Annotated in this window: 21 protein-coding genes; 8 read left to right on the top strand and 13 right to left on the bottom strand. The window is 74.6% G+C overall.

What is annotated here, in order from left to right; all coding sequences use genetic code 11:
• Nucleotides 1–15: 15 nt before the first annotated feature.
• The 4 genes from NOCJ54_RS28525 to mraZ all read right to left on the bottom strand — a co-directional run bounded on the left by NOCJ54_RS28525 (nucleotide 16) and on the right by mraZ (nucleotide 2,547).
• Entirely contained in the window at nucleotides 16–621 is a 606-nt protein-coding gene (locus NOCJ54_RS28525) for a hypothetical protein (protein WP_051486044.1), read from the bottom strand.
• Nucleotides 621–1,622: a 16S rRNA (cytosine(1402)-N(4))-methyltransferase RsmH gene (gene rsmH, locus NOCJ54_RS0118305; protein WP_028656649.1), complete on the bottom strand. Its 1,002-nt coding sequence runs from the start codon at nucleotides 1,620–1,622 to the stop codon at nucleotides 621–623. Before rsmH ends, NOCJ54_RS28525 begins: the two co-directional genes overlap by 1 nt.
• Nucleotides 1,623–1,629: 7 nt before the next feature.
• Nucleotides 1,630–1,797 (bottom strand): hypothetical protein, encoded by a 168-nt coding sequence (locus NOCJ54_RS29565; RefSeq protein ID WP_157514959.1) that lies wholly within the window; start codon nucleotides 1,795–1,797, stop codon nucleotides 1,630–1,632.
• Nucleotides 1,798–2,124: 327 nt separating this feature from the next.
• On the bottom strand, nucleotides 2,125–2,547 hold the full coding sequence (gene mraZ / locus NOCJ54_RS0118315; RefSeq protein WP_028656650.1) for a division/cell wall cluster transcriptional repressor MraZ: 423 nt from the start codon (nucleotides 2,545–2,547) through the stop codon (nucleotides 2,125–2,127).
• A gap of 336 nt (nucleotides 2,548–2,883) precedes the next feature.
• Here mraZ and NOCJ54_RS26835 point away from each other — a divergent pair, with 336 nt between their 5' ends.
• From NOCJ54_RS26835 to NOCJ54_RS0118330, 3 genes are read left to right on the top strand one after another with little or no spacing between them, the layout of a single operon-like run.
• Nucleotides 2,884–3,903, top strand: a complete 1,020-nt coding sequence (locus tag NOCJ54_RS26835) for an AAA family ATPase (RefSeq protein WP_084255429.1) — start codon at nucleotides 2,884–2,886, stop codon at nucleotides 3,901–3,903.
• Between the two features lie 19 nt (nucleotides 3,904–3,922).
• The gene (locus tag NOCJ54_RS0118325) at nucleotides 3,923–5,152 is read left to right on the top strand and encodes a DUF58 domain-containing protein (RefSeq protein ID WP_028656651.1); all 1,230 of its coding nucleotides are present in this window, start codon (nucleotides 3,923–3,925) and stop codon (nucleotides 5,150–5,152) included.
• A complete protein-coding gene (locus tag NOCJ54_RS0118330; protein WP_028656652.1) occupies nucleotides 5,149–7,506 on the top strand; it encodes a transglutaminase family protein in 2,358 nt (785 codons plus the stop codon). Before NOCJ54_RS0118325 ends, NOCJ54_RS0118330 begins: the two co-directional genes overlap by 4 nt.
• A gap of 560 nt (nucleotides 7,507–8,066) precedes the next feature.
• Here the strand turns inward: NOCJ54_RS0118330 and NOCJ54_RS0118335 are convergent.
• From NOCJ54_RS0118335 to NOCJ54_RS0118355, 5 genes are all read right to left on the bottom strand, one after another.
• Nucleotides 8,067–8,489 carry a DUF3040 domain-containing protein gene (locus NOCJ54_RS0118335; RefSeq protein ID WP_028656653.1) on the bottom strand — a complete coding sequence of 141 codons (423 nt, stop codon included), beginning with the start codon at nucleotides 8,487–8,489 and terminating at the stop codon, nucleotides 8,067–8,069.
• A gap of 107 nt (nucleotides 8,490–8,596) precedes the next feature.
• Nucleotides 8,597–9,880 (bottom strand): DNA polymerase IV, encoded by a 1,284-nt coding sequence (gene dinB, locus NOCJ54_RS0118340; RefSeq protein ID WP_028656654.1) that lies wholly within the window; start codon nucleotides 9,878–9,880, stop codon nucleotides 8,597–8,599.
• Between the two features lie 27 nt (nucleotides 9,881–9,907).
• Nucleotides 9,908–10,621 carry a methyltransferase domain-containing protein gene (locus NOCJ54_RS0118345; RefSeq protein WP_028656655.1) on the bottom strand — a complete coding sequence of 238 codons (714 nt, stop codon included), beginning with the start codon at nucleotides 10,619–10,621 and terminating at the stop codon, nucleotides 9,908–9,910.
• Between the two features lie 21 nt (nucleotides 10,622–10,642).
• Complete coding sequence (locus NOCJ54_RS26840; RefSeq protein WP_051486052.1) at nucleotides 10,643–11,092, bottom strand: SAV_6107 family HEPN domain-containing protein; 450 nt, start codon at nucleotides 11,090–11,092, stop codon at nucleotides 10,643–10,645.
• Between the two features lie 99 nt (nucleotides 11,093–11,191).
• The gene (locus NOCJ54_RS0118355) at nucleotides 11,192–11,719 is read right to left on the bottom strand and encodes a hypothetical protein (protein WP_028656656.1); all 528 of its coding nucleotides are present in this window, start codon (nucleotides 11,717–11,719) and stop codon (nucleotides 11,192–11,194) included.
• Between the two features lie 47 nt (nucleotides 11,720–11,766).
• On the opposite strand from NOCJ54_RS0118355, the gene NOCJ54_RS0118360 reads away from it, so the two are divergent.
• Entirely contained in the window at nucleotides 11,767–12,240 is a 474-nt protein-coding gene (locus tag NOCJ54_RS0118360) for a YbaK/EbsC family protein (protein WP_028656657.1), read from the top strand.
• A complete protein-coding gene (locus NOCJ54_RS0118365; RefSeq protein ID WP_028656658.1) occupies nucleotides 12,240–13,556 on the top strand; it encodes a phytoene desaturase family protein in 1,317 nt (438 codons plus the stop codon). The genes NOCJ54_RS0118360 and NOCJ54_RS0118365 overlap by 1 nt, the downstream gene beginning before the upstream one ends.
• 43 nt (nucleotides 13,557–13,599) lie before the next feature.
• Here the strand turns inward: NOCJ54_RS0118365 and metF are convergent, their stop codons facing one another.
• Entirely contained in the window at nucleotides 13,600–14,490 is an 891-nt protein-coding gene (gene metF, locus NOCJ54_RS0118370) for a methylenetetrahydrofolate reductase [NAD(P)H] (RefSeq protein ID WP_028656659.1), read from the bottom strand.
• 75 nt (nucleotides 14,491–14,565) lie between these two features.
• On the opposite strand from metF, the gene NOCJ54_RS0118375 reads away from it, so the two are divergent.
• Nucleotides 14,566–15,654, top strand: coding sequence for a polyprenyl synthetase family protein (locus tag NOCJ54_RS0118375; protein WP_028656660.1), 1,089 nt, complete (start codon nucleotides 14,566–14,568; stop codon nucleotides 15,652–15,654).
• Nucleotides 15,655–15,739: 85 nt separating this feature from the next.
• Here NOCJ54_RS0118375 and NOCJ54_RS28530 read toward each other — a convergent pair whose 3' ends face one another.
• From NOCJ54_RS28530 to NOCJ54_RS0118390, 3 genes are read right to left on the bottom strand one after another with little or no spacing between them, the layout of a single operon-like run.
• Nucleotides 15,740–16,153, bottom strand: a complete 414-nt coding sequence (locus tag NOCJ54_RS28530) for a barstar family protein (protein ID WP_051486045.1) — start codon at nucleotides 16,151–16,153, stop codon at nucleotides 15,740–15,742.
• A 4-nt stretch (nucleotides 16,154–16,157) separates the two neighbouring features.
• Nucleotides 16,158–16,628, bottom strand: a complete 471-nt coding sequence (locus NOCJ54_RS0118385; RefSeq protein WP_036518616.1) for a ribonuclease domain-containing protein — start codon at nucleotides 16,626–16,628, stop codon at nucleotides 16,158–16,160.
• An 11-nt stretch (nucleotides 16,629–16,639) separates the two neighbouring features.
• On the bottom strand, nucleotides 16,640–17,011 hold the full coding sequence (locus NOCJ54_RS0118390; protein WP_028656662.1) for an Rv2175c family DNA-binding protein: 372 nt from the start codon (nucleotides 17,009–17,011) through the stop codon (nucleotides 16,640–16,642).
• A 135-nt stretch (nucleotides 17,012–17,146) separates the two neighbouring features.
• Between NOCJ54_RS0118390 and NOCJ54_RS0118395 the strand changes: the two genes are divergently transcribed.
• Nucleotides 17,147–19,315 (top strand): Stk1 family PASTA domain-containing Ser/Thr kinase, encoded by a 2,169-nt coding sequence (locus tag NOCJ54_RS0118395; protein ID WP_051486046.1) that lies wholly within the window; start codon nucleotides 17,147–17,149, stop codon nucleotides 19,313–19,315.
• A 10-nt stretch (nucleotides 19,316–19,325) separates the two neighbouring features.
• Nucleotides 19,326–20,234, top strand: a complete 909-nt coding sequence (locus NOCJ54_RS0118400) for a DMT family transporter (RefSeq protein ID WP_028656664.1) — start codon at nucleotides 19,326–19,328, stop codon at nucleotides 20,232–20,234.
• Nucleotides 20,235–20,323: the final 89 nt, after the last annotated feature.

Here is a 20,323-nt window from a genome sequence, read left to right on the forward strand (position 1 = left end):
CCCTAGGCGGAACGCTCACCGATCTCCGGTGGGCGCGCCGTCGCCGTTGCGCTTCGGCGTGCGCTCCGTGCGCTGGGGGGTGCGGTCGGTGCGGACGGTGCGGTCGGTGCGGTCGGTGCGGCTGCCCGCGGCGACCTTCACGTCGGCGGGGCGCCGCAGCTGGGCCGGCTTCTTCGGGCCGGGCATGTGCAGCGGGAGGGCGTCGTCGCCGGAGGCGGGCACGGGGTCGCCGGTGATCCGGCCGGTCGTCAGGTCGAGGATGCCGGCCGGGGTCGAGGGGATGACCATGCCCATCTCCTGGGCGAGGCGGGCCAGCCGCTGGGGCTCGCGCAGCGACTGGATGTCCATCTCCAGCGCCTCCTGCTGGGCGCCGAGGTCGGTCGCCTGGCCCTGCAGCGCGGTCGCCCGGAAGGAGGCCTGCTGCATGGACGTGTTGAAGAGCAGCAGGCCGACCACGCCGGCGAGCAGGATGACGCTGACGAAGGCGACGAAGGGCACTCGCGGGGCGCGGGTGCGCCGGGGCCGCGGCACGACGGTGAGCCGGGCCCGCTCGAGGGCGGCCTGCGCGACCCGGGGAGCGACGGACTGCAGGCGACGGACCTGTGCTGCGGTGGAGGACATCAGACGGCTCCCTTGCCCTGAGTGCTGCTGGACCTGCTCGACGGACGGATGCGCTCGACGGCGCGGAGGCGGACCGAGGCGGCGCGAGGGTTCTCCTCGACCTCCTCGGGGGTGGCCTGCTCGGCCCCGCGGGTGACCAGCCGGTACGACGGCTCGGCCCCCTCCGGCACGAACGGCAGGTCGTCGGGGACGTCGAGCTTCGTGGCGTCGGCGAAGACGCGCTTGACCAGCCGGTCCTCCAGGGAGTGGTAGGACTCGACGACCACGCGGCCGCCGAGCCCGATCACGTCGACCGCCGCCGGCATCGCCCGGCGCAGCACCCCGAGCTCGTCGTTGACCTCCATGCGCAGGGCCTGGAAGGTGCGCTTGGCGGGGTGTCCGCCGGTGCGGCGGGCGGGGGCCGGGATGACGTCGTACAGCAGCTCGACGAGGCGGCCCGAGGTGGTGAACGGCTCCCGGGCCCGCTCGCGGACGACGGCGTCGGCGATGCGGCGCGCCATCTTCTCCTCGCCGTACTCCCGGAGCACCCGGGCGAGCTCGGGGGCGCTGTAGGTGTTGAGGACGTCGGCGGCGGTGGGGCCGGTGCTGCCCATCCGCATGTCGAGCGGGGCGTCGACGGCGTAGGCGAAGCCGCGCTCGGGCAGGTCGAGCTGCATGGAGGAGACGCCGAGATCGAACAGGACGGCGTCGACCTCGTCGAGGCCCTGGTCGGCGACGACGTCGGCGATCTCGTCGTAGACCGCGAGGACGCCGGTGAACCGGTCGCCGTACGGCGCCAGCCGCTCGCGGCTCATCGCGAGCGCCTGCGGGTCGCGGTCGATGCCGATCACCCGGGCGTGCGGGCAGCGCTCGAGGACGGCCTCGGTGTGGCCGCCCAGGCCGAGGGTGCAGTCGACCATGACGGTCTGCTCGTCGTCGGCGATGCCGTCGCGCTCGAGCGCGGGCGCGAGGAGGGAGACGACCCGGTCCAGCAGGACGGGGACGTGGCGCGGGCTGGCCATGGCCGCCTCAGCGCCCCGACCCGGAGGCCAGGTGGGTGAGCACGAGCAGCAGGGCGCAGCCGACCGAGACGGCCGCGGAGAAGGCCATGAGGAGCAGCACCTCGCGTGCCTGCTCCCGCACGCGCGGCGGCCGCGAGCCGGAGACCTCCGGTGCGTGCGTCCGCATCACGCTCATGGCTTCGACCCTTCGACCCGGTGTGGAACTGCTGTTGTGCGGTGGTGGCTGTGAAATCGCGCGGATCCGCAGAGCCAGGTCCCTGCCCGCTCCCCTGCCCGGGTTGTTCGGGTGCCGTCTGGTGCCGGGGAAGGTGCCCCAGAAGGCCGGGTGACTGACCCCCTCCGGTCGCGGGTGCCGCCTGGTGCCGGGGAAGGTGCCCCAGGAGGCGCGACGTCGGGTGGTCGGGGTAGCGGGAGCGGGCTGAGACCTCGTCCTGCGGATCCGCTGTTGAGTTGTCAGTGGTTGTCGGTGGCTGCCAGTGGTGGCTGGTGGCCGCCGGTGCTGCTAGTCGTCGTCCTCGTCGAGCTCGGCGAACTCGTCCAGCGCCTCGGCCTGGAACTCGCGCCAGGCGGCGGGGCTCCAGATCTCGAGCCGGTCCCGGACCCCGATCACGACCACGTCGCGCTCGAGGCCGGCGTACTCCCGGAGGTGTGCAGGGATGGAGATCCGGCCCTGCTTGTCGGGGGTGCTCTCGTCACCACCGGCGAACAGCACCCGGGCGTAGCGCCGGGCGGCCTTGTTGGTCATCGGCCGCGCGGCTGCCCGCTCGGCCTCCTCGGCGAAGACATCGGGCGGCCACACGACCAGGCACTTGTCCTGTCCCTGTGTGACCACGACGCCCTCCGCCAGCCGATCCCTGAACTTCGCCGGGAGGAAGAGGCGGCCCTTGTCGTCGAGCTTCGGGGTGTACGTGCCCATGAAGAGCATCGGGCCACCCCCAGCCGTCCCACTGGACTCCGCCGTTCCTCCACTTTCCACCACAGTACCCCACTTTCCCCCACCGTCAACCACCAACGCCCCACTTCGCGGGGGGATTGGCTCCCCCGCGTCCCGGAAACCCGCAGGTCAGCGCAGGTCGGCGCAGGCCAGGCCCCGTGGAGCGGTGGTGGAGCGGAGTGGAGCGGGTGGTGGGGGACGGTGGGGCGACCGGTCCCGGAGCCGCTGTCGCGGAGTGGCCCCGCTCCTCCCACCTGCGCCGTAGGGTTGGTCCACCGAGGGAGAGCACGACGAGGAGTAGCCGTGGAGACGCCGACCAGCCCACCGATGAGCCCGCCGCCGGCACCGCCGTCCGCGGGCGCCGCGACCGGCGCCACCACCGGCACCGACCTCACCACCGACGTCGACGCCGTCGCCCGGGTGGCCGCCCGGGTCCGCGCCAACGTCGAGAAGGTCATCGAGGGCAAGGGCGACGTGGTGGGGGCCGCGATCGTCGTGCTGCTCGCCGAGGGCCACCTGCTCATCGAGGACGTCCCCGGCGTCGGCAAGACCATGCTCGCCAAGGCCCTGGCCCGCAGCATCGACTCGACCGTGCGGCGCATCCAGTTCACGCCCGACCTGCTGCCGTCGGACATCACCGGCGTCTCGGTCTTCGACCAGTCGACGCGGACCTTCGAGTTCCGCCCCGGCGGCGTCTTCGCCAACGTCGTCATCGGCGACGAGATCAACCGCGCCTCCCCGAAGACGCAGTCGGCGCTGCTCGAGTGCATGGCCGAGCGCCAGGTCACCGTCGACAACGTGACCTACCAGCTCGAGTCGCCGTTCATGGTCATCGCGACGCAGAACCCGGTCGAGATGGAGGGCACCTACCCGCTGCCCGAGGCGCAGCGCGACCGCTTCCTCGCCCGGGTGTCCATCGGCTACCCCGTGCCGGCCGCCGAGATCGCGATGCTCTCCAGCCACGGCACGGTCAGCCCGCTCGACGACCTCGAGCCGGTGACCGACAGCGCCGAGGTCCGCAAGCTCTGCGAGATCGTGTCCCGGGTCCACGTCTCCGACGCGGTCCAGCGGTACGCCGTCGCGCTCACCTCCGCCACCCGCAACCACCCCGAGCTGCTGCTCGGCGCCTCGCCTCGCGCCACCTTGCACCTGGTCCGGGCGGCCAAGGCCCGCGCGGCCCTGCAGCGCCGCGACTACGTCCTGCCCGACGACGTCCGCGCGCTGCTGCCGATGGTGCTCGCCCACCGCCTGCTGCCGAGCGCCGAGGCGGCCGTCGGCGGCCGCGACGCGGCCGCCATCCTCGACGGGATCGCCGCCCAGGTCCCGGTCCCCGACCCCTCCGCCTGACCGACCCGGCTCCCCCACGATGCCGCGCCCCTCGCTCTCCTCGCTGACCCTCCGGGGCCGGGCGTTCCTCGCCGCCGGGGTCACCGCGATCGTGTGCGCGGTCGTGTTCGGGCAGCCTGCGCTGACCCGCGTCGGCGTCCTCGTGCTCGCGCTCCCCGTCGTCGCCGCGCTCTTCGTCAGCCGCCGCAAGCACGACCCGACCGTCACCCGCACCGTGTGGCCACGCCTGCTCCGCGCCGGGGAGACGGCGCGGATCGACCTCGCGATCGCCAGCGACCGGCGCCGGGCCGACGGCCCCCTGCTCGTGGAGGACTCCCTCCCCTACGCCCTGGGCAGCCGGCCGCGCTTCGTGCTGCAGGGCCTGGGCCAGCGCTGGGAGCGCACGGTCACCTACCCCGTCCGCTCCGACGTGCGGGGCCGGTTCGAGGTCGGCCCGCTGGTCGTGCGGATCACCGACCCGTTCGGGCTGGTCGAGCGGCGCCGCCAGATCGGCGGCACCGCCGAGCTCGTGGTCACCCCGCGGGTCCTGCCGCTGCCGGCCATCCCTCTCTCGGGCGGGTGGCAGGGCGCGGGCGAGCACCGGCCGCAGGCCTTCGCGTCCGGCTCGGCCGAGGACGTGAGCGTCCGGGAGTACCGCCGCGGCGACGACCTGCGGCGCGTGCACTGGCGGAGCTCGGCCCGGGTCGGCGACCTCATGGTGCGCCGCGAGGAGCAGCCCTGGGAGGCGCACGCGACCGTCGTCATCGACAACCGCGCGCACGCGCACCGCGGACAGGGGCCCGCCTCCAGCTTCGAGGCCGCCGTCGTCGCGGCCGCCTCCGTCGTGGTCCACCTCGAGAAGCACGGGTACGCCGTGCAGCTGGCCACCGCGACCGGCGCCGAGGCCGACGGCGCCGAGCAGTCCCTGCGCCAGCTCGCCGTCCTCGGCCTCACCGCAGCACCCTCGCTCGACACGACCTGGTCCGGCGACCAGGCCCGCGGCGGCGTCGTGGTCGCCCTGCTCGGCGCCCACGTCGCGGGTGACACCAGCGCACTGCGGCGGATCCGCCACGACGCCGGCGTCGCCCTCGCCGTCGTGCTCGACGTCGACCAGTGGTCCTCGTCCCGCACCAGCCTCGGCCCCGCTGCCGCCGCCGAGCCGATGCTGGCGATGGGCTGGCGCGCGGCGGGGGTCGGCCCGCGGGACCGGCTCGACGCCGCCTGGCGCGACCTCGGACGCGCCCCGTCGCGAGGAGGGCTGCGCGCATGAGCGCCGCCCGCAGCACGCCCTCCTTCCGCGCCGCGCTCGCGCTGGGCCTGATCGGGCTCGCCACGACCTGGGTCGCGCTGACCGCGTGGCACGGCTTCGTGACCCGCCCTCCGTCGTACCTCAACCGCGTGGGGGTGGCCGGGCTGGCCATCGTGGTGACCGGCGCCGGGCTGCGTTCGCTGGCCTCGCCGCGCTGGCTGACCCTGCTCGCCCAGCTCGTCGTCGCGTGGGCGGTGGTCGCGTGGCAGGTCACCGGGTCGGCGGTCCCGGACGGCGCGACCTTCTCCGCGCTGGGCAACGCCTTGTCGGTCGCCGTGGACACGGCACGGACCTACGCCGCGCCGATCAGCCCCGACGTGCCGCCGCTCTGGCCGCTGCTGGTCGTCTCCGGCGTGGTGTTCGTGCTGCTCGTCGACGCGGTCGCCTTCACCTTCGGCCGGGTCCCGGGTGCGGGCCTGGCCCTGCTGGCCGTCTACTCGGTGCCGAGCGGGCTGCTCCAGGACGGACCGGGCTGGGGCAGCTTCGTCGTCACGACCCTCGGCTTCCTGCTGATGCTGCACCTCGACGCCCGCGACAGCCTGCTGCGCTGGGGGCGCTCGCTGGGACCGGAGGACAACTCGCCGTGGGGCCACGGCAACCCGGTGCGGGAGGCGGCGCGCGCGGGTGCGGGGCGGATCGGCCTCACCGCGACCGCGCTCGCGCTGGTGGTGCCGGCGTTCGTCCCGGTGCTGGGCACCGACCTGTTCGACCTCGGCAGCGGCAGCGGCGGCGGGAACATCCAGATCCGCAAGCCGATCGCCGACATGCGCCGCGACCTGGAGCGGGGCGAGGACGTCGCGATGGTCCGGGTCGTGACCGACGACCCCCGTCCGTCGTACCTGCGCATCTCGGTGCTGAACCGGTTCACCGGGGCGGAGTGGAGCAGCGGCGACCGCGACGTGCCGTCGGGCAACACTGCGAGCGGTGCGCTGCCGCCGCCGGTCGGGCTGGCGCAGGAGGTGCCGCGCACGGAGTACGACTACCGGGTCCAGGTCACCGAGCAGCTCGACTCGACGTGGCTGCCGACGAGCTTCCCGGCAGCGGCGGTGCGGGCCGACGGCGACTGGCGCTTCGACCCGAGCACGATGGACTTCCTCGCGGCCGACGACGACCTCGACACCCGCGGGATGGACTACTCGATGACCGCCGTCGCCCCGCACTACGGCACGGACGGACGCTACTTCCGCGACGCGTCCACCGGCGCGGTCCCCGACGAGCTGCTCGAGCTCCCCTCCGCCGTACCGGCCCTGGTGCGCGACCTCGCCCGCAGCGTCACCGCGCCGGCGTCCAACGACTACCAGCGCGCGGTGATGCTGCAGCGCTTCTTCCGCCAGGACGGCGGCTTCCGCTACGACCTGCGCCGCGCACCGAGCGGTGCCGGCAACGCGACCCTCGAGGGCTTCCTCGCCCCGGGCGGTCGGGTCGGCTACTGCGAGCAGTTCGCGTCGGCGATGGCTGTCATGGCGCGCGTGCTCGGCATCCCGGCGCGGGTCGCGATCGGCTTCCTCGAGCCGGAGCAGGTGGGACCGAACGAGTTCGTCTACAGCAGCCACGACCTGCACGCCTGGCCGGAGCTCTACTTCTCCGGTGCCGGCTGGGTCCGCTTCGAGCCGACCCCGGCCGGCAGGGCGACCTCGGTGCCGGCGTACAGCCGGGTCTCGACGCCCGGCTCCGGCGACGAGGACACCGGCGCCGCCAGCCAGCCGACCGACACCGGCGGCACCAGCTCCGCCGCCCCGGTGCCCGGGGCGAACCGGCCGACCGAGCCCGCGGGCACGGAGACCGGCACGACGACCGGCACGAGCAGCAAGACCGGCCGCAACGTCGCGATCGGGGTGACCGTGGCCGTGCTGCTCGTGCTGCTCGCCGTGCTGCTGCTCGGCCCGCGCTCGGTGCGCGGCAGCGCACGCCGCTCCCGCCTCGGGGGCGGTCCGGACGAACTGTGGGCCGAGCTGCGCGCCACGGCACTCGACCTCGGCATCCCCTGGCCCGAGGGCCGCTCGCCCCGCGAGGTCGGCGCGGTCCTCGTCGACCACCTCGCCGACCCCGACGCCCAGCCGGTCGAGCGCCCGCGCACCGGCCCGTTCGAGGCTCCGGAGGCCACGGCTGCCCTGGAGCGGCTGGTCGACACCGTCGAGCGCACCCGCTACGCGCGCCCCGGCTCCCGCTCGGCCGTCGCCGTGGCCGACCGCACCGCAACGGAGTCCGACGCCGCCCTGGTCACGGCCTCCCTCTCCGCCGGCGTCACCCCCCGCGCCCGCCGCCGCGCCCAGTGGCTCCCCCGCTCCGTCTGGTCCACCTGGCGCCGTCCCTGACCCACCGCGAGGTGTGAGGGTTGGCCCCGCGAAGTGTGAGGGTTGGCTGCGCGAGGTGTGAGGGTTGGCTGCGCGAGGTGTCAGCAATGGCGGTGCGAGGTGTCGCTCGTGGCTACGAACGACGCACCCGGATCCGGCAAGGGGCACCACGACCCACACTTCGTGCAACCACAACCCGCACTTCGTGCAACCACAACCCGCACCTCGTGCAACCACAACCCGCACCTCGTGCAACCACAACCCGCACCTCGTGCAACCACAACCCGCACCTCGTCGCGCGAAGCAACGCATCTCGCGACACGAACCGTCACACCTGGCGGCCCGAAGCGTCACACTTCGCGGCGCAAACCCTCACACCTCGTCGTGAGGACGGGCACGGAGAGCCACCACGAGGACGCGTACGCAGGGCTTGCCGCCGGGCGGAGGTGGTCACCTACGGAAGGCAACTGCGTGCGCGGCAGCGTGGCGGCCGCGGCGAAGCCGCGTCAGCCGTTACCCGCGGGCCGAGCGCCAGCGAGTGCCCGTGCGGTATCGGCTGACAGCCGACACGCTCGCGCCGGTTACCAGCCCCCGCGCTCGCGGCGGCGGCGCCAGCGGGCCTGGAGGGTGTCCATGAAGCCGGAGGAGGAGCGGCCGCCGCGGGAGCGACCGCCGTCGACGACGCCGAAGCCCGAGGGGTGGGCGGCGACGTGGGGGTCGGGGGTGCCGCCGGTGCGCTGGCCGCGGAGGGCGGAGAGCAGGACGGTGGCGGAGCCGAGCATCACGACGAAGCCGGCGACGCCGACGGGCCAGTAGCCACTGACCGCGCCGCCCATCATCACGGCGATGCCGGCGGCGAAGGCGATGCCGGCGAGGATGGCGCGGCGGCGTGCCGCAAGGCGCTGCGTCGTTCCGCGCAGCGTCGAGGCGAACTTCGGGTCCTCCTCGCTGAGCGCCCGCTCCATCTGCTCGAGCAGGCGAAGCTCCTCTTCTGAGAGTGGCACCGGTTCCTCCGACACGTCGTCGCTGACTGTCCTCCAAGTGTAGGCAGGCAACTCCTGCCGGGGTAGGGCTACCCCGAAAATCCGTTGCCAGACGGTCCGGGCGGACCTCAGCGGATGGCCTGAACGGGCCATCCCGGAGGGCGTGGGGCGGAGTCGGCGGAGGTGAGCAGGCTGGCCCTGCGGACGGCGGCGGCGCCGAACCGGTCGGCGGCCCGGTCGACGGCGCGGTCGGCGTCCGGCCACCCGGGGTCGCGCTCGTCGAGGGCGAGCTGGCGGCTGTCGCCGTCGCGGAGCCGGCGCAGGCCCTCCACACGGACGCCGAGGAGTCGGACGGCGGGGCGGCGCGGGGCCAGGGCGTCGAGGACGGCGTCGAGCAGGGTGACGGCGGTGTCGTAGACCTCCTGGGTGACGTCGGTGGGCTCACGGAGGGTGCGGGAGCGGTGCAGGGTGCTGAAGTCGCTGAACCGGACGGTGAGGGCGACGGTGCGGCCGACGCGGCCGGCGGCGCGGACCCGCGCGGTGACGCGCGAGGCGAGGCGGAGCAGCTCGCGGTGCAGGCGAGCGCGGTCGCTGATGTCGACGGCGAGGGTGTGCTGGGAGCCCATGCTCCCCTCGGGGTCGCCCTCACCAAAGCCGAAGACGCCGGCGCCGCCGGGATGCAGCTCGGAGCGGTCGGTGCCGTGGGCGAGGGCGTGCAGGTGGCTGCCGAGGTGGCCGCCGAGCATCCGGCGCAGCTGGTCGACGGGGAGGGCGGCGACGTCGCCGACGGTCACCAGGCCGAGCCGGTGCAGGCGCCGGCGGGTGGCCTGGCCGACGCCATGGAGGACACCGACGTCGAGGGGGTGCACCTCGGCGGCGAAGCGCTCGGGCGCGATGGTTCGCACGCCGTCGGGCTTGGCGAGGCGGCTGCCGAGCTTGGCGACGGAGACGGTCGCGGCGATGCCGACCGAGCAGGTGATGCCGTGCTCGGCGCGGATGCGGGAGCGCAGCCGCTCCGCGATGGCCTCGGGGGTGCCGAAGAGGCGACCGGCGCCGCGGACGTCGAGGAAGGCCTCGTCGAGGGAGGTCACCTCGACGACGGGCGTGACGGTGCGGAAGGTCTCCATGATCGCCTTCGACACCGGGGTGAGCACGGCGAAGTCGGGCGGCATGGTGACCGCGTGCGGGCACAGGCGGTGGGCCTCGGTGCCGGACATCCCGGAGCGGATGCCGAACCGGCGGGCGGGGTAGTTCGCCGAGAGCACCACGCCCCGGTGCCCGCCGCCGACGACGACGGGCACGTCGTGCAGCTCGGGGCGGTCGCGGATCATCACGGACGCGTAGAACGCGTCCATGTCGACGTGCAGGATCGGGCACGTCGGCGGGGGTGCCGGGTCCCACGCCCCGGTCATGGCTCCGCACCCCGTCGGGGCACGGGCTCAGCCGCGGGTCGCCAGGAGGTGCAGCTGGGTCGCGAGGGGGAGGTACTCGGCGCGGTCCGCGACGGCGCGCTCGAGCTCGACGAGGGCCGCGGCGGCGCCGGGCTCGATGTCGACGAGGGCGGCGGGCACGAGGTCGGCGAAGACCCGGACGCCGTGGATCGCGGTGGGGACGAAGCCGGCCGGGGCGAGCAGGGCCTCGAGCTCGCCGGCCGTGAACCGGCGCCCCGTGCGGCCGTCGACCGCCGACTGGTCGTCGAGCAGGCCGAGCGCCTGCTGGAAGTGCCCGGCCATCGCGCGGGCGAGCACGGCCGCGTGGCGCTGGCCGACGACGAGGCTGAGCAGGCCCTGCGGGCGCAGCACCTCGCCGATCCGGGCGAGCGCGAGGGACGGGTCGACCACCTCGAGGACACCGTGGCAGAGCACGACGTCGGCGGACCCGGCGCCGACCACGTCGACGAGGTCGGTGACGTCGCCCTGCAGGCCGACGACGTCGAGGTCGGCCTCCTTGGCCCGACGGGCGAGCGCCGCGAGGGCGTCCGGGCTCGGGTCGACCACCCGCACGCGGTGGCCCGACTCGGCCAGCCGGACGGCGAAGCCGCCGGTCCCGCCGCCGAGGTCCACCACGTCCCGGGGGCCGCCGGCCAGGGCCGCCTCGAGGGCGTCCCAGACGACGGCGGTCCGCACCGAACCGCGCTGCTCGCGAGTGGCCATGCCCCGAACACTAGCGGTCACTCACCCCGCGGCCCGGTCGACCACCCGCACGCCGACCGGCGCGTGCGGGGTGAGGCCCAGGGACTGCTCGACGAGGGCGAGGAAGCGGTCGGCGTCGCGGACCAGGTCGTCGGCCTCGCGGCCGGTGACCGCACGGGAGGAGCCGGCCTCGGCCGCGGCGCGCTTGGCTGCGCCGGCGGCGAAGAAGGTCGCCCACTCCCCCATCTCGGGCGCGACCTCGGCGAGCAGCACCCAGGCGTTCTTCTGCGCGCGGCGGCGGGTCGCGGTCGGCCGGGCCCGCGCGGACAGGAGCGCGGCGGCGGCGCGGAGGGCGGCGACGTGGGCGCAGGCGTAGCGGGTCGCCACGTCGACCGCGGCGACGGCCTCGCTGAGCGACTCGGCCGAGCGGAGCAGGTAGTTGTGCGTGGTCGCCGGCAGCGTGTCGGGACCGAGCGGGAAGGACGGTGCCACGGTGTTCTCCTTCGAGTGCCGTTCGAACACGTGTTCGAACACCTCGAAGATACACCCGCGCTCCGACGCAACGTCAAGGGTCGCGCCCGGGCGTGCCGCTCAGGAGGCCGCGCCGGCCTCCTGTGCCGCGTCGGACGAACGTGACGACCGGCTCGTCCGCAGGGAGGCCTCCGGCGGCTCGACCGCCTCCTCGGCGTACTCGCTGTGCAGGCGCATGTAGTGCCAGCTCTGGGGGTGCCAGAGGAAGACGAGGGTGACCGAGCAGATCACGGCGCCCGCGATCGCGGCCCACTCGACCAGGGCCGGCGGCTCGGTGCGCACGGTGGCGACGGTGACGAGGAAGACGCCGAAGACGATGATCGCCAGGAAGTGGCGCGCCCAGTTGTGGCCACCGCGGTAGAGCGCGATGAGGGTCGCGGCCATGACGGCGGTCGTGCCGTAGAGCACGAGGATCACGGGCACGAACTCGACGGGCTGGACGGTGCTGTCGCCGACCTGCATCGGGGACCACACGGCCCCGAGGTCGTCGCGCTTGACCAGGACCATCACGCACACGGCGAGGCCAGCGGCCACGAGGAGCCACAGCAGCCAGCACGCCGCGTCGACGGCCGGTGGTCGCTTGGTCATCCGTTCCTCCTGCATCAGCCCGTCCCGGCCTCGATAGGGTCTGCCCCATGTCGGCCGAGCATCCTTCGATCGCCCGGTTCCGCGCGGAGCACCAGCGCCGCGGCGGACGGGGCGAGATCGTCATTCTGCCCGACTCCGTCCACACCGCCGCACTGGCCGCCGAGGCACTCGGCTGCGAGGTCGGCGCGATCGCGAACAGCCTGCTCTTCGAGGCCGACGGATCCCCCGTGCTGATCCTCACCTCGGGAGACCACCGCGTGGACACGAAGCTCACCGCCGAGCGGATCGGGCGCGGCAAGCTGCGCCGCGCCTCGCCGGACTTCGTGAAGGAGCACACCGGCCAGGTGATCGGTGGCGTCTCGCCGATCGCGCACCCGGCACCGGTCCCGACCTACCTCGACACCTGGTTGCAGCGGTACGACGTCGTGTGGGCCGCCGCGGGTCACCCGGCTGCCGTCTTCTCCACGTCGTACGACGAGCTGCTGGCCATGACCGGCGCGACCCCCGTCGAGGTGGAGTAGTGGCGCGGGTCGTCGTCGTCGGCGGAGGCCTCGGCGGCATGGCCACCGCGGCCCGGCTGGCCAAGCAGGGCCACCAGGTCGCGCTGCTCGAGGCGGGCCCGCGGCTGGGCGGTGCCCTCGCGCCGGTCGAGCAGGACGGCTACCGCTGGGAGGGCGGGCCGGCGACGACCCTGGTCCCGGCGGCGCTGCGCGACCTGTTCCGCAAGACCGGCCGGCCCCTGGAGAAGGAGCTGGCCGGGGAGCTCGAGCCGGTCGCCGTGCTGCGCGAGCACCGCTTCGAGGACCGCACGTCGGTCCGGCTGCCGGGCGGCTCGCGGGCCGACCAGATCGCGGCGTTCGACGAGCTCGGCGCAGGCCTGGGCGAGGTGTGGGCGCGCCACGTCGACCTCTACGGGGCGGTGTGGGACGTCCTGCGCCGTCACTACGTGGAGGCACCGGCAGAGCCTGCGGACCGTCGCAGCCTGCCCAAGGAGCTCGACGACCTCTTCGCCATCCGCGAGACGCTGCACAAGCGGCTGCGCCACGACTTCCGCGACGAGCGGCTGGCCCTCGTGGCCGGCCACCTCCCCCGCGCCGAGGGCCACGACCTGCGCAACGTGCCGTCGTGGGTCGGCGTCGGCTCCTACCTGGAGCAGACCTTCGGCGGGTGGCGCGTGCCCGGCGGCATGTGCCGGCTCGCCGACCTCCTGGAGGCGCGCCTGGCGACCCGTGGGGTCACCGTGCGCACCGGCACCGAGGTGGCCGACGTGGTCGTGCGCGGGGGCCGCGCCGTCGCGGTGCGCACCAGCGAGGGCGATGCGGACGCCGACGTCGTCGTGGTCGCCGTCGACCCGCGCCGGCTGCCCGCGCTCGCGGGCCACGTGCAGAAGACGATGCCGGCCCTCCCGCCCGTCGTCACGCACCTCGGCCTGACCGGCGACGTCCCGCCGTTGGAGCACGAGGTCGTGTTCAACGCCGAGCCGATGATCTCGGTGCGCCCCGGTGTCTCCGCGCCGGAGGGCGGCACGGCGTGGACCCTGCACGGGCGCGGCAAGATCGCCGAGGACATGACCGTGGCGCTGGCCCGGCACGGGCTCGACGTGCGCGACCACGTCGTCACCCGCGTCGACCTCACGCCTCGCGACCTCGTCCAGCACTGGAACGGCTCGCCGCTGGGCGTGCTGTGGCAGGGCCGGGGCACCGTCCGCAGCCGGCTCGGGCCGACCACGCCGGTGGCCGGGGTCTACCTCGCCGGTGCGCACGGTGCGCCGGGGGCGGGGGTCCCGTTCGCGACGCAGTCGGCCGCGCTGGTCGCCGGGCTGGTCGGCCCCGCCTGAGCGGGAGCCCCCGGCCGGACCACGGTGCGGCGCGGTGAGGCGGTCAGACGGTGATCTGCAGCGCCTCGAAGATCTCGAGCGTCGCCTTGGACCGGTTGAGCGTGTAGAAGTGCAGCCCCGGCGCGCCGCCGACGAGCAGCTCGTCGCACAGCTCGGCGGCGAGCCGGATGCCCTCGGCCCGCACGGCCGCGGGGTCGCCGTCGTAGGCGCTGATCCGGTCGACGACCGGCTGCGGCACGCTCGTGCCGATCAGCTCGCCCTGGCGGCGGATCGCGCTGAGGTTCAGGATCGGCATGATGCCCGGCAGGATCGGGATGTCCACGCCGCGGGCGCGCACCCGGTCGACGAGGCCGAAGTAGTCCTCGGCGCGGAAGAACATCTGGGTGACCGCGAACTCCGCACCGGCCCGCGCCTTGGCGACGAGCACGTCGGCGTCGGCGTCGAGCGACTCCGCGGACGGGTGGCCCTCCGGGAACGCGGCGACACCGACCCGGAAGTCGCCGCGCGAGCGGGCGAGCTCGACGAGCTCGATCGCGTAGTTGAGGCCGCCGTCGGTCGGGGTCCACTCGGCGCGCGGTCCCTCCTGCGGGTCGCCGCGCAGCGCCATCACGTGGTTGACGCCCTCGCGGCCGTAGGCGTCGAGGATCGCCTCGAGCTCGCCGCGGGTGTGGCCGACGCAGGTCAGGTGCGCCATCGGGATCAGCGAGGTCTCCCGGGCGATGCGGCCGGTGATCGCGACGGTCTTGTCCCGCGTGCTGCCGCCGGCGCCATAGGTCACCGAGACGAAGGTCGGGCGGTACGGCTCGAGCGCGCGGATCGCGTCCCAGAGCTGGACCTCGCCGGCCTCGTCCTTCGGCGGGAAGAACTCGAAGGAGAACGAGCGACCGCCCTCGCGGATCAGCTCGCCGAGCGAACGCCCTGCACCTGTCGTCATGGGCCGCAGTGTAGGTGGAACAGGTTGTCGCCACCCCATCATCTCGCAGGTGGATACCGTCACTAGGCTGGCCGGGTGACCGACCAGCGGTGGGACCCGACCTCCTTCCGGGCGGGCGTCCAGGCCACGCTCGACGCCTTCCTGGCCGAGCAGGCCGACCGGCTGGCACCGCTGGGCGCCGACGCGTCGCGACTGCTGACCGAGGCCCGGGCGACCGTGTCGGGCGGCAAGCGCTTCCGCGCCGCCTTCTGCCAGTGGGGCTACGCCGCCGTCGCAGGCGTGCCCGACGGTGACGACGCGAGCGCCGTGCTGCGCGCCGCGGCGGCCCTGGAACTGCTGCACGCGAGCGCGCTGGTCCACGACGACCTGATGGACGCCTCCGACACCCGCCGCGGCCGCGCGGCGACCCACCGTGGGTTCGAGGCCGAGCACCGCGCCGACGGCTGGCGCGGCGACCCGGTGCAGTACGGCGCCGCGGCGGCCATCCTGCTCGGCGACCTGCTGCTCTCGTGGGCCGACGAGCTGGTCCGGCGCTGCGGGCTGGGCTGGGACCGGGTCGGCCCCGCGCTCGAGGTCTTCGACCTGTGCCGCTCCGAGGTGATCGCGGGCCAGTTCCTCGACGTGTCGGTGCAGGCGCGCGGGCGCGCGACCGTCGAGCAGGCCACGACCGTGCTGCGCTACAAGTCGGCGAAGTACTCCATCGAGCGGCCGCTGCACGTCGGCGCCGCCCTGGCCGGCGCCGGGCCGGCGACGCTGGAGCGGCTCACCGCCTTCGGCCTGCCGCTCGGTGAGGCGTTCCAGCTGCGCGACGACCTGCTCGGCGTCTTCGGTGACCCGGCCACCACCGGCAAGCCGGCCGGGGACGACCTGGTCGAGGGCAAGCGCACCGTGCTGGTCGCGCTCGCGCTGCAGGGCGCCGGTGCCGACGACGCCGCCCGGCTCGACGCCGCGCTCGGCACCGCGCTCGACGAGGACGCCGTCGCGGAGCTGCGCCGGATCATCGACACCAGCGGCGCCCGCGAGCAGGTCGAGACGATGATCGCCGACCTCGCCACCACGGCGGTCGGCGCGCTGCGCACCGGCCAGGCCGAGGAGGGCTGGGACGCCGGGGCCTGCGAGGTGCTCGAGCAGCTCGCCACCGCGGCCACCCGCCGCACCCGCTAGTCAGCCAGCGGCCAGCGGCCAGCGGTCAGCGGTCAGCGGTCAGCGGTCAGCGGTCAGCGGTCAGCGGTCAGCGGTCAGTCAGCCACTAGTCCAGCAGCGGTACGACGTCCGCGGGTCCCGGCCCGCGCAGCAGCACCTCGACGGCCGGGTCGTCGTCGGCCCGGCTGCCGAGCACCTCGACGAGCACGGCGAAGCGCCGCGGGTCGGCGTGCGCGAAGCCGCCCCAGGCGTCCCACAGCAGCACCGTCGGCGTGCCGAGGTCACGCAGGCAGTCGTTGAGGGCGTCCAGGTTGCGGCCGTAGTGCTCCGGCAGCACCAGCGCCCTGCCGATCGCGTCCAGCACGGCGGGCAGCTCCTCGAGACCCGCGCCGTCGACGTACCCGAACGCCCAGCCGGCGTGCTCCACCGCGTGCTCGACGTCGACGACGTCGAGCGCGGAGTCCCAGCGGTGCACGCCCGGGGCGTGCCGGCCGGCGAGGACGGCAGCGAGACCGCTCACGGGGTCACCTCCGGATCCGCTCGAAGGACTGGTAGTGGTCCTCGGTCCAGTAGAGCTCTCCCCCGTCGCCGGCGACGATGCGCCGCGCGCCGCGGTGGCTGAGCCCGGGCGTCTCGACGGTGTACTCCCGGTAGTAGCCGCGAGGCCGGTCCGGCAGCAGGCCCTCGAAGTTGCCGAAGGTCTGGTCGTCGTTGCGCGGGTAGGGGAACGGTCCGCCGGCGTCGATCAGGTCGACGGTCTCGGCGGCCTCGCGGGGCAGGTCGGCGAGGTCGACGTACGGCAGCCCGTGCTCGTCGACGGACGAGGTCGGGGACCGGGCACCGTCCGTCGGCGTGGCGACCGCGCTGGAGTCCTCGCGGGCGGTGCCGCCGTCCTCGTCGTCGCCCTGGGACTGCAGCCACCACAGCCCCGCGAGCAGCAGGAGGGTGACGAGGGTCGAGAGGACCTGGCTGGTCCGCCTCCCGGGGCGCGGCACCGGGTTCGGCCTCAGAAGGCGAGCGCCTGGGCGCGCCGCTTCACCTCGGCGCCGCGGTTCTCGCGCAGGGCGTCGATCGGGCGGCCCGGGAGGTCGGCGTCGAGGAAGATCCACGCGATGCACTCGCGGTCGTCGAAGCCGTTGTCGTGCAGCACGGTCAGCAGGCCCGGCAGGCCCTTGACCGGCTCGCCGTCGACGATGAAGAGCGCCGGGATGCCCTGCGGCCGGCCCTTCGCGGGGACGGCGGCCGCCAGCTGGTGGTCGCGCACCATGGTGCGCACCTTGGCGGGCGTCACGCCGATCTGCGCGGCCGCCTCGTCCCAGGTCAGCCACTCCTCGACGAGGACGGACAGGTCCTGCTCGGCCAGCGGTGCGTCGCTCATGCACCCATCTTCCCCCACCGGGCGGTCGAGGATCACACCGGCGTGGCCGCCCGGCGAGCGTGGCCCGGCGCCGTACCATGGCCGTTCCGGTCCACTTCCCCGGCCGGTCCAGAGGAACCGCACAGGAGGGTCGCTGTGCACAAGGACGAGCGTGCCCGCGGCGAGGCGGCCGCGCGGCGTGGCGACCCCGCGGGCACCTCCCGGACCGAGGACCACCTGAGCGGCCGCCTGCTCGACGGCCGCTACCGGGTCGGGCCGCGCATCGCCCGCGGCGGCATGGCCAGCGTCTACGAGGCCGTCGACACCCGCCTGGACCGCACCGTCGCGGTGAAGGTCATGCACCCCGGCCTCGGGGACGCCACGACGCAGGAGGACTCCTTCGCCCGCCGCTTCGTGCGGGAGGCCAAGGCGGCCGCCGGGCTGTCCCACCCGAACGTGGTGGCGGTCTACGACCAGGGCCGCGACGAGGCCGGCGACGGCACGACCTACCTGGTCATGGAGTACGTCCCCGGCCACACCCTGCGCGACACGATCACCAAGGAAGCGCCGATGTCGCCCGAGCGGGCGCTGGCCATTCTCGACCCCGTGCTCTCCGCGCTCGGCTCGGCCCACCGTGCGGGCCTGATCCACCGCGACGTGAAGCCGGAGAACGTGCTGATCGCGGACGACGGGCGGATCAAGGTCGCCGACTTCGGCCTGGCCAAGGCGGTCAGCGCGGAGACCCAGCACACCGCGACCAATGGCGTGCTGATCGGCACCGTCTCCTACCTCGCGCCCGAGCTGGTCGTCGAGCAGCGTGCGGACGCCCGTGCCGACGTCTACGCCGCCGGCGTGATCCTCTTCGAGCTGCTGACCGGCACCAAGCCGCACACCGGCGAGACGCCGATCGCCGTCGCCTACCGCCACGTCCACCACGACGTGCCGCCGCCGTCCTCGGTCGTGCCCGGCCTGCCGGCGTACGTCGACGCGCTGGTCGCCCGGGCGACCACCCGCGACCCGAGCCTGCGCCCGGCCGACGCCACGGTGCTGCTGCACCACGTGCACCGGGTCGCCCAGGCCCTGCACGACGGGGTCCGCGAGGACCCCGAGCTGGTCGCCGACCTGCTGCCGTCGGCACGCTCGGTCGACGGCGACACCACGCCCGAGCCGGTCGGCTCGCTGCTGGCCCAGGCGCCAGGCCTGCTGCCGGCGTCGACCGCGCCCCGGGCGGGCACCGCCGCCCGCGACGCCGACGGCGAGCGGACCTCGGTCATCCCGGCGTCCGCCGCGTCCCCGGCGGAGCGCACCGCGCGTCGCCCGCGCCAGGGGGCGGCCCCCGCAGCAGTGGCCGCCCGTCCCGGGCCGGCCGGCGACCATGACGGACCCGACGGCCACGGCGATGCGGGTGCCCACGGGCCCGGACGCCGCAGCCGCCGCGGCCTGGTGCTCGCCCTCGTCGTCGCCCTGGTCCTGGCCGGCCTCGGCGCCGGCGGTTACTGGTTCGGCTGGGGCCGCTACACCTCGACGCCCGGCGTCGTCGGCCTCGAGCAGGCCGCTGCCGAGACGAAGCTCGACGACGCCGGCCTCGGTGCCACGATCGAGGAGGTCCACTCCGACAACGTCGCGGCCGGGCACGTCGTCTCCAGCGATCCCCGCCCGGGCGAGCGGATCCTGCCCGGTGACGACGTCACCCTCACCGTCTCGCTCGGCCCGGAGGTCTACGACGTCCCCGACCTCGCCGGGCTGACCGTGGAGGACGCCGAGCAGTCGCTCGCCGAGGTGCGGATGGTGCTCGGCCGCCAGGTCGAGCGCTGGTCCGAGACCGTGCCGAAGGGCCGGGTCATCCGAAGCCGCCCGGCCTTCGGCACCGACGCCGCGAAGGCGCTGCCCGTCGACACCGCGGTCGCCGTCGTGGTCAGCAAGGGACGCAAGCCGATCAAGGTCGGCAGCTGGGCCGGTCGCGACGCCGAGAAGCTCGAGAAGACGCTCGAGGGGCGTGGGCTGCAGGTGAAGGTCGTCGACACCGAGTACAGCGACGACGTGCCGCAGGGCCACGTCATCAGCCACACCCCCAAGGCCGGCAGCACGCTCTACAAGGGCGACGAGGTCGAGCTGGTGGTGTCCAAGGGACCCGAGCTGGTCACCGTCCCCTCGGTGCGCTACTCGTCCACCTCCTCCGCGGTCGAGAAGCTCGAGGACCTCGGCTTCAAGGTGAAGAAGGAGCGGGCGTCGATCTACCTCAGCGGCCAGGTCGCGTGGGACACCGAGCCCGGCTCGGGCGCCCGGGTGCGCAAGGGCAGCACGATCATCCTCTACGTCGTCTGAGGCGGCGACCGTGACCGACCGCGGCGCCCGCCGTACCTCCCTGCTCGCCGCCCTGGCGCTGCTCGCCATGACCGCGTCGTGGGGCTCGACGTTCTTCCTGATCAAGGACCTGCTCGACCGGGTGCCCACGGTCGACTTCCTCGCCGTGCGCTTCCTCGTCGCCGGCGCCGCGATGGTGCTCGTCGCTCCGCGCGCGGTCGCCGGCCTCTCCCCCGAGGTGCGCCGCAGGGCGGTGGTGCTCGGCGCGCTGTACGGCGTCGCGCAGATCCTGCAGACCGCCGGGCTCGCGCACACGCCGGCGAGCGTGTCCGGCTTCATCACCGGCCTCTACGTCGTCGCGACGCCGGTGCTCGCCGCCGTGGTGCTGCGCACGCGGATCAACGGCCTGACCTGGGCGGCGGTCCTGCTGGCGACCGCGGGCCTGGGCGTACTCACCCTCGACGGCTTCTCGATCGGCTACGGCGAGGCGATCACCCTCGTCGCGGCGCTGCTCTACGCCGCGCACATCGTCGGCCTCGGCGCCTGGTCCACCGCGTCGGACGCGCTGGGCATGTCGATCCTGCAGGTGCTGGTCATCGCAGCGATCTGCCTGGCAGCCGCGCTGGTGACCGGCGAGCGCGGCGTGGTGCTGCCCGACCGCGGCGCGGACTGGGTGTCCCTGGTCTACATGGCGCTGGTCGCCGGTGCCGCGGCGATGCTCGCCCAGACCTGGGCGCAGTCGCACCTGCCGCCCACCCGCAGCGCGATCATCATGAGCATGGAGCCGGTGTTCGCCGCGTTCTTCGCCGTCCTGCTCGGCGGGGAGCAGGTCACCGCACGGATGGCGGTCGGCGGGCTGATGGTGCTGACGGCGATGCTCGTCGTCGAGGCGCTCCCGCGGCGCAAGGTGGAGGCCGAGGTCACCCACCTCGCCGTCTAGCCGCACCCGGCCGGACGCCCCCACTGGCGCTCGGCGCCGACCCGGCGCACCATGGAGGACGGGGGGTTCGTCGTCCCTGAGGAGTCGCC

The sequence above is a fragment of the Nocardioides sp. J54 genome (assembly GCF_000519005.1).
GTDB lineage: Bacteria > Actinomycetota > Actinomycetes > Propionibacteriales > Nocardioidaceae > Nocardioides.